This is a genomic window from Sphingobacterium sp. UBA5996 (assembly GCF_002429765.1).
GTDB lineage: Bacteria > Bacteroidota > Bacteroidia > Sphingobacteriales > Sphingobacteriaceae > Sphingobacterium.
Window position 1 is genome coordinate 216,901 of sequence record NZ_DJAS01000024.1, and the last position, 8,233, is coordinate 225,133.

Sequence of the window (8,233 nt, forward strand, 5' to 3'; positions counted from 1 at the left end):
TATCAAAATAACTAAGTTTGTACGCAGTATAATTGTGAGCTTTTCAATGTCAAACAAAGGAAATACATTTAGGCAGACAGGAAATTCAGTTTCTGGCAAACGTGCCCCTCAAAAGGAATCGACAACATTTAAAAAAGAAAAAAGTCTAAAAAACGCTGTACCAACAGATTATTCTGATGCACAGCAAAAGGCGGTCAAGATATTAGGAATTTTATTGATCTTCCTTTCGTTGGCTTTTGCCACAGCTTTCGTCTCCTATCTATTCACTTGGGAAGACGATCAAAGTTATATCGCTAAAACCAATGGCGGCTGGTCTACATTATTCCGGTCTGTAGAAGAAATCAATGATGAAGCAGTGGATCTACCTGTTGTCGATAATAAATTAGGAAAGTTTGGAGCATTGCTTGCCAACCAGTTCATGTACGAATGGTTTGGCGTTGCATCGTTTCTTTTTATTCCAGTGCTCTTTATTTTAGGATATCGCTTGCTGTTTAAAAAATCTTTGCTTCCATTGTACCGTACTGTGGTCTATTCCTTTGTCGCCATCGTTTTTATTTCCGTAACACTGGGTTTCTTACATGGATTTATGGCCGACACTCCACATATGCTCGAGGGTAAATTTGGCTTTTGGACCAATAAATTATTGGAAGCGCAAGTTGGCATTGTGGGCGTTGGGTGTATATTAGGTTTTGCCTATCTGACCACATTAATCTTACTTTACAACCTCGATTTCAAATTTGTTCTTTTCAGCAATAGAAAATCCAAGTCATTTTCGGAGGATATAGATCAGGAGGACGAAGATGAATACGCTACGCAAAACCTAAGGAATAAAATTCATATTGAAGATGATTCCATCCAATCTGTCCGGGAATCTATCCAGCGGCCGACATCCATCAACGAGCGTTTTCAATCTGCCCGGGAAAAAGAAGTACAAGAAGAGCTTCAACGCCCTGCATTTACCCATCATCCAATACCTGATGTACAGATTGATCCGAAAGACAAAGTGGTACTATCATTTGATGATAGTCCGATGGATCGAACAGATAATACACCATCTATCAGTTTTACGATTGACCAGCCGAATGAAGAATTTGAAGACGCAGAAGTACCGCTAATACGTGAATACCAACCGCCAGCTGTTGCAACTCCGTCCCAAAAAGAACCTGAACCATCACTAGAAGTGGAAGCAGTACCAGGTCTGGTTGTCGAAGATATCAAAGAAGAAAAAGAAATTACTGCCAGCGACCTGGTGGCGCAATTCGGACAATATGATCCAAAATTGGATCTTTCGGGTTATCAACACCCAACTTTGGATTTATTGAGAGACTATGGTGGGGGTAAAATAACAATCAATCAACACGAACTTGAAGCAAACAAAAACAAGATTGTTGATACCCTGAGAAACTATAGCATAGAGATCGAAAGCATCAAAGCAACCATAGGTCCAACGGTAACGCTGTATGAAATTATACCGAAACCAGGCGTAAGGATTTCAAAAATCAAGAATCTGGAAGATGACATTGCCTTAAGTCTTGCTGCTTTAGGCATCCGAATTATTGCACCTATGCCCGGAAAGGGAACAATCGGTATTGAGGTACCAAACTCCAATCCGGAGATGGTATCCATGCGATCAGTCCTGGCTACTGAAAAGTTTCAAAAAACAGAAATGGATCTCCCTATCGCTTTAGGTAAAACAATCTCTAATGAAGTGTATATTGCAGATTTGGCGAAAATGCCCCACCTCTTGGTTGCAGGTGCTACCGGCCAAGGTAAATCAGTCGGTATTAATGCCATTCTGACCTCTTTGCTGTACAAAAAGCATCCGGCTGAGCTCAAATTTGTACTTGTTGACCCTAAAAAAGTGGAACTGTCTTTATTCAAAAAAGTGGAACGACACTTCCTTGCGAAATTACCTGATGACGGAGACGCCATTATTACCGATACTAAAAAAGTAATTAACACGCTAAATTCCTTGTGTATAGAGATGGATCAACGTTATGATTTGTTAAAAAATGCTCAGGTACGTAATTTAAAGGAATATAATGCAAAATTTATCAATCGCCGATTAAACCCTGAGGAGGGTCATCGATTCTTACCTTATATCGTTCTTATTGTTGATGAATTTGCCGACTTGATGATGACAGCAGGAAAAGAGGTAGAAACACCAATTGCGCGCTTGGCCCAATTAGCCCGTGCAGTGGGTATTCACCTAGTCATAGCGACCCAGCGACCTTCTGTTAATATCATTACCGGTACAATCAAGGCCAACTTCCCTGCTCGTCTTGCATTCCGTGTTTTATCAAAAGTCGATTCACGGACCATTCTCGATACAGGAGGTGCAGATCAGTTGATCGGTCGAGGTGATATGCTACTGGCAACTGGAAGTGATCTGATACGTATCCAATGTGCATTTGTCGATACGCCTGAAGTTGAACAGATTTCCGACTACATCGGTGCACAACGAGGCTATCCTTCGGCATTTATGCTTCCGGAATACGTAGATGAAAACGGTGATGGTTCTGGTAGTACAGATTTCGATCCCAAAGACCGCGATCAATTGTTTGAAGAAGCTGCCCGATTGATTGTCATGCATCAGCAAGGCTCAACTTCATTAATCCAACGTAAATTAAAATTGGGTTATAACAGAGCAGGACGAATCATCGATCAATTGGAAGCTGCAGGAATTGTAGGTCCATTTGAAGGAAGTAAAGCACGCGAAGTGCTCTATCCAGATGAGTATTCATTAGAACAATTTTTGGAGACGTTAAAAAAGGACAACTAAAATGAAAAAACAATTATGGTTTATTGTAGGGCTGCTATTTATGATATACAGTCAAAACAGCTATGCACAAAATGATGCGGCTGCTAAGACGCTATTGACGAAAGTAAGCCAAAAGTACAATTCATACAAAACAATACAGGCCAATTTCTCATTGCATATTAAACAAGCGAACGGAGGATCACATGCTGATGCTGGAACCCTATATCTGGACAAGGCTAACAACAAATATCAGGTGAACACCAAAAATCAAGTATTGATATCAGACTCCAAGACACAGTGGAATATCATGAAAGCCGAAAAGGAAGTTGAAATCTCGGAAGCCAGCAATTCGACCAATGAGATCAACGCAACAAACATCTTTAGCTTCTATACAACTGGTTTTAAGTATACATTGACCAATACCGAAAAGATCAATGGACTTACACTGAATGTCGTCAATTTAACCCCAGTGGATAGCAAAAAAAACTATTCAAAGATAAAGCTACGCATCAATAAAGCAACGAATTTGATCTATGATACCACTATATTCGATAAAAGTGGAAACCGCTATACATATACATTAGCTTCACAACAGGGCAATAAGGTACTTTCAGACAATCTATTCGTATTTAACAAAAATGACTACAAAGGATTCGATATAGTCGATTTAAGATAAGAATCCATCGATAATACACTACTTAGAAATACAGTGCAATAGAAAAGGCTNNAGCCTTTTCTATTGCACTGTAGCCATTATTTTAATTCAACTGATTTTACAGCATATTAGGTTCCTTATCTAAAGTCTCCAATTCTTTATTTGCATAACGCGAATAGCCATGTTTCTGCGGATGTTCAATAATTTCCTTCATCGAAACTAGCTTGTATACATAGGAACCAGTTTCATTATTCAACTTCAACGCAAAATAATCGTCCTTTTTTTGCCTCCTCATGGAGCCCTTTAGACTACCATCACCGACATTGTATGCAGCAGCCACCAAAGTCCAGTTTCCAAATTGGGCATACAGATATTTAAGGTACCTGGCAGCAGCATGCGTAGATTTGACAAGATCTTTCCGGTCATCTACTTTACCATTGACTCTTAATCCATACAAACGGGCTGTTGCAGGCATAAACTGCCAATAGCCACCTGCCCCCTTGGAGGAAACTACAGCCTTACTGAGCCCGCTTTCCACCAATGGAATGTACTTAAAGTCCTCCGGAATACCATGTGATTTAAGGATCTTTGCGATCATCGGCAAATAGGTTTCTGCCTTTCTATGCATATCGTATGATCCTGTCTTTTTAAACGAGAATCGATTGAAAAATTTGCGCAATTTACTTTCCACAAGCGGACGATCCATAGGTAAGGAATCTTCGGCAAATGTCAATGAACTCATATAAGATTCAAACGAATTGCTTTTTTCTTTCTTCTCTTCATCTTTTCCAGAATGAGCTGGAATTAAGATGAGCTTTGGCTCGGCGATCTGACCGCCGTTCGAAGCGTTGTTGTGTGGGGTTGAGTATAATTTCGACAGCAATAAAGCAAACAAAATCACACTACTACATAAAACTTTCTTTCTTATCATTTACTCCCTTAATGCTATCCTATCCACGACTCTAATCGATCAAAAAATAGCTTGGTTCAAATTCAAGGGTACAAAGGTAAACACTATTTATTTAAAAAACAAATAGTTACCTCCTAAGCACTTTAAAGCGGCTTTTTTAGTTTAAAAATGAAGTAAATTCAGGAAAAGACAAAAAGATAAGGATTTTTTCGCAAAACCCAAAATTATACCTAACTTTGCTGTTCACATTTTTAGTAAAACACAATGCCATTCAGCAATAAAAGGAACAGTCGTGATGACAACTCCAGAAAGTCACGAGGCAACTCAGACGGCTTCAAATCTAGAAGCGATAAGAACAATAGTTTCGGAAAAAAATCATACGGGTCAAACGACTCTTCTGAAAGAGGATCTTTCAGAAAAGATGATAATCGTGAAAATAGATCATTCGGATCTAAAAAATTCTCAGACAGACCATCATTCCAAAAAGATAATAATTCCTCCCGTTCAAAAGATAATTCAGAAAAATCATTCGGTAGAGGATCTCGTTCATTTGATAAAAATGATTCTTCACGATCTTTTGATAAAAAAGATTCCTTCAATAAATTCGACAGATCAGAACGTTCTTTTGACAAAAAAGATAATTTCAAACGTACCGACAGAAATGACGGTCCAAGGTCATTCGACAGATCAGAACGCTCTTTCGACAAAAAAGATAACTTCAAACGTACCGACAGAAATGACGGTCCAAGGTCATTCGACAGATCAGAACGTTCTTTCGACAAAAAAGATAAATTCAAACGTACCGACAGAAATGACGGTCCAAGGTCTTCAAACAGAAAATTTGACGGAGAAAGAAGTCGAAATTTAGATGACAACAAGAACTTTGGTGAAAAACAATATATTAAACGTCCAAAGAAAAAAGCTGCGGAGTCAGAAGACGACGGCTTAGTTCGTTTGAATCGTTACATAGCCAATGCTGGTATTTGTTCAAGACGTAAAGCAGATGAACTTATCACGGCTGGTGTCATTTGGGTAAATGGAGAACCTGTTACCGAATTGGGTACTAAAGTAGACCCTGCAACAGATGAAATCCGCTACAACAACGAACGCTTGAAACGTGAAAAAAATGTTTATGTTTTGTTAAACAAACCAAAAGATTATATCACGACTACAGACGATCCCCAAGAGCGTCATACGGTGATGGAACTTGTTTCTAAAGCAACCAAAGAAAGAATCTATCCTGTTGGTCGCCTCGATAGAAATACGACTGGACTCCTTTTAATGACAAATGATGGAAGCCTTGCCGAAAAGCTTTCGCACCCGCGTAACAGCATCAGCAAAATCTATAATGTCGAACTAAACAAAAGCCTTACACAGGGCGATTTTAACAAAATTAACTTTGGTATCGAATTAGAAGACGGTGTGATCAAACCGGACGATTTGAGCTATGTTCAAGGCGGATCAAAACGCGAAGTCGGCATCCAGATTCACTCAGGGAAAAATCGTATCGTACGTCGTATTTTTGAATCTTTAGGATATGAAGTAGTTAAATTAGATCGTGTGGTATATGCCAATCTGACTAAAAAAGACTTACCTCGTGGCCGTTGGAGATACCTAGAAGAACGAGAAATTGTGCAATTGAAGCACCTCCTTTAATCGCTCAAGGATATCAATAAAAATAAAGGACGGTCATTCAGTTAACCGTCCTTATTTTTTATATTTGCTCTTTAAAATAAAAAAACAAAGAATATGACTGATCCGAAAACACTTTCTTCCGTTGCGGAATTCCATAAAACATTCCAACATCCCATCCTTGACACGCCTACTATTCCATCTGAACAACGATGTGCTTTAAGGGTATCGTTGATTGCTGAGGAATTAAAAGAATTAGAAGAAGCCATCCAGGATAAAGATTTGGTAGAGATTGCAGATGCACTATGTGACATCCAATATGTACTTGCCGGAGCAGTATTGGAATTTGGCTTAAAAGATAAATTCTCTGCCCTTTTTGATGAGGTTCAACGTTCTAACATGAGTAAAGCATGTAAAGACGAAGCGGAAGCAATTGCTACCCAAGAACACTATAAATTGAAAGGAGTAGAATCTTATTACAAAGAAGTTGATGGCAAGTTTTTAGTATTCAGAACTGCTGACAACAAAACTTTAAAATCCATCAATTATTCTCCAGCGGATCTAAAAACGATTGTTGAGGGCTAAATGGAAAAGGAAAATAGCTTTCCCCTTTTCTTTAATAAGATAAATAAATAAGGCNNGCCTTATTTATTTATCTTATTTTACGTTCAAACAACCGGTTCAATGCCAGTGTCGCAAAATTTAGAGGAACGGATATAGACTTTAAAAAAGACTCCCCTGCACAACCTGACGTGCCTCCAAACCTTTATCTATTGCCGTTTGTATATGTGACTTCGGAAAGCCCCAATTTGGTGCTATCAGCAATTCTTTGTCTGCGATCCCGAAAATACGTTGAATAATCAGATCAGGCCGTAATCGTGGAATCAATTTGGCTAAGAAATCAGTATAACCTTCTATCGAGAAAAGTTCAAAAGGTTCTCTTTTATATTTTACCCCCATAATGGAGCCTTCTACAATATGCAAGTGGTGCAATTTCACAAATTTAATCTGTGGAAACCGGTTAATCTCGTCTGCATACTTTAACATCATCTCTTCAGATTCCCATGGAAAACCAAAAATTGTATGTACACAAATCTCCAGAGGAGTATTCTTTAACATATCCATTGCCTGAACAAACTCATCGTGCGAGCAGCCTCGATTAATTTTCTCCAATGTATCGTTGTAGATAGATTCCATTCCCATTTCTAAATCTACATCATAACGATCCGTATAAGATTCCAATAACGCGATCTTTTCAAAATCTAAACAATCAGGACGTGTTCCCACAGAAAGACCTAAGGTATTTTCAGGATCAATGCTTAGGGCCTCATCATACATCATTTTCAGTAAATGAGTCGGCGCATACGTATTCGTGTTTGGCTGGAAATAGATAATAAACTTTTCAGCTCCATAGCTATTGCGGGCTCTTTCGATACCCGATTCCACTTGTTCCCGTATCGAAGGAATTTTGCGGGCTGTATCCGGTGTAAAAGAATCTACATTACAGTACGTACAACCGCCGTAGCCCTTACTGCCATCGCGATTTGGACAAGTAAAATTACCATCCACAATCACTTTAAACACTCTCTGTCCGTTATACTTTTGCTTTAAATAAGCCCCGTAATGATTATACGGTTTAACTCCTTTATCCAATAATGTACCCATTGCCCTGCAAAGTTACTCAATTAAAATCATATGTTACCATTACTTTCTTCGGATCGAATGTTAAACTTCGATATGGAAGAAAATTTCTGATTCATTTCCTCAGTCATATCGACATGTCCAATGTTGCTAGAAACAACCTTAACGGTACTATCCTTACTAACCTCGAATCTTACATAAGCTTTATCATGATTCATATTCCAATTACATTTCCATTTTTCATTTAAGTTCTTATAAAAATCAACAATACCTATCTCTGGAGTTGGAAGATAGTTTTCATAAGAAAGAAAAGTGTAATCTTGCACCTCTTGGGAAATACCTGATCTCAAGATAAACAATAGTAGGAAAGCGATGATGAAACAATTTCTCATATGACCAATAAGTAATATTTACAGCAAGATACAAAAACACGAATACAAGAATTATAGAAAAGCAATATGGCTATGCCGTATCTATTGTTTAAGAGCACTCCTTTACTTCAGTTATGCAATAGCCACTATCGATACAATTGCAAGTTTGGACTAAGATTGATCGGCAGACTTCTATGAAGATGCACTGTGCGACTGAGGACAGTGCCGGTTGCGGAACATAGCAGATGGACCAGCCGCATCTA

Annotated in this window: 7 protein-coding genes; 4 read left to right on the plus strand and 3 right to left on the minus strand. The window is 38.6% G+C overall.

The genetic code is table 11. The features are described from left to right. The first annotated feature begins 46 nt into the window (after positions 1-46). Together B3E00_RS19395 and B3E00_RS19400 are read left to right on the plus strand one after the other, a co-directional pair. Positions 47-2,782, plus strand: coding sequence for an FtsK/SpoIIIE family DNA translocase (locus tag B3E00_RS19395; RefSeq protein WP_293885336.1), 2,736 nt, complete (start codon positions 47-49; stop codon positions 2,780-2,782). A 1-nt stretch (position 2,783) separates the two neighbouring features. After that, the gene (locus B3E00_RS19400; protein WP_293885338.1) at positions 2,784-3,437 is read left to right on the plus strand and encodes a LolA family protein; all 654 of its coding nucleotides are present in this window, start codon (positions 2,784-2,786) and stop codon (positions 3,435-3,437) included. Between the two features lie 97 nt (positions 3,438-3,534). On the opposite strand, the gene B3E00_RS19405 is transcribed toward B3E00_RS19400, so the two are convergent. After that, positions 3,535-4,347 carry a lytic transglycosylase domain-containing protein gene (locus tag B3E00_RS19405; RefSeq protein WP_293888784.1) on the minus strand — a complete coding sequence of 271 codons (813 nt, stop codon included), beginning with the start codon at positions 4,345-4,347 and terminating at the stop codon, positions 3,535-3,537. A 243-nt stretch (positions 4,348-4,590) separates the two neighbouring features. Here B3E00_RS19405 and B3E00_RS19410 point away from each other — a divergent pair, with 243 nt between their 5' ends. Both B3E00_RS19410 and B3E00_RS19415 read left to right on the plus strand, forming a co-directional pair. After that, positions 4,591-5,982 (plus strand): pseudouridine synthase, encoded by a 1,392-nt coding sequence (locus B3E00_RS19410; protein ID WP_293939728.1) that lies wholly within the window; start codon positions 4,591-4,593, stop codon positions 5,980-5,982. Between the two features lie 93 nt (positions 5,983-6,075). Continuing rightward, entirely contained in the window at positions 6,076-6,543 is a 468-nt protein-coding gene (locus tag B3E00_RS19415) for a nucleoside triphosphate pyrophosphohydrolase family protein (protein ID WP_046671593.1), read from the plus strand. Positions 6,544-6,681: 138 nt separating this feature from the next. On the opposite strand, the gene B3E00_RS19420 is transcribed toward B3E00_RS19415, so the two are convergent. Together B3E00_RS19420 and B3E00_RS19425 are read right to left on the minus strand one after the other, a co-directional pair. Further along, positions 6,682-7,623: a TIGR01212 family radical SAM protein gene (locus tag B3E00_RS19420; protein WP_209581625.1), complete on the minus strand. Its 942-nt coding sequence runs from the start codon at positions 7,621-7,623 to the stop codon at positions 6,682-6,684. 26 nt (positions 7,624-7,649) lie between these two features. After that, positions 7,650-7,991 (minus strand): hypothetical protein, encoded by a 342-nt coding sequence (locus tag B3E00_RS19425; RefSeq protein ID WP_293885345.1) that lies wholly within the window; start codon positions 7,989-7,991, stop codon positions 7,650-7,652. Between the last annotated feature and the right edge of the window lie 242 nt (positions 7,992-8,233).

Excerpts from the sequence above, each read along its gene's own strand:
- B3E00_RS19395 (WP_293885336.1), top strand. The coding sequence starts at position 47 with ATGTCAAACAAAGGAAATACATTTAGGCAGACAGGAAATTCAGTTTCT.
- B3E00_RS19410 (WP_293939728.1), top strand. The coding sequence starts at position 4,591 with ATGCCATTCAGCAATAAAAGGAACAGTCGTGATGACAACTCCAGAAAG.
- B3E00_RS19420 (WP_209581625.1), bottom strand. The coding sequence starts at position 7,623 with ATGGGTACATTATTGGATAAAGGAGTTAAACCGTATAATCATTACGGG.
- B3E00_RS19400 (WP_293885338.1), top strand. The coding sequence starts at position 2,784 with ATGAAAAAACAATTATGGTTTATTGTAGGGCTGCTATTTATGATATAC.
- B3E00_RS19415 (WP_046671593.1), top strand. The coding sequence starts at position 6,076 with ATGACTGATCCGAAAACACTTTCTTCCGTTGCGGAATTCCATAAAACA.
- B3E00_RS19405 (WP_293888784.1), bottom strand. The coding sequence starts at position 4,347 with ATGATAAGAAAGAAAGTTTTATGTAGTAGTGTGATTTTGTTTGCTTTA.
- B3E00_RS19425 (WP_293885345.1), bottom strand. The coding sequence starts at position 7,991 with ATGAGAAATTGTTTCATCATCGCTTTCCTACTATTGTTTATCTTGAGA.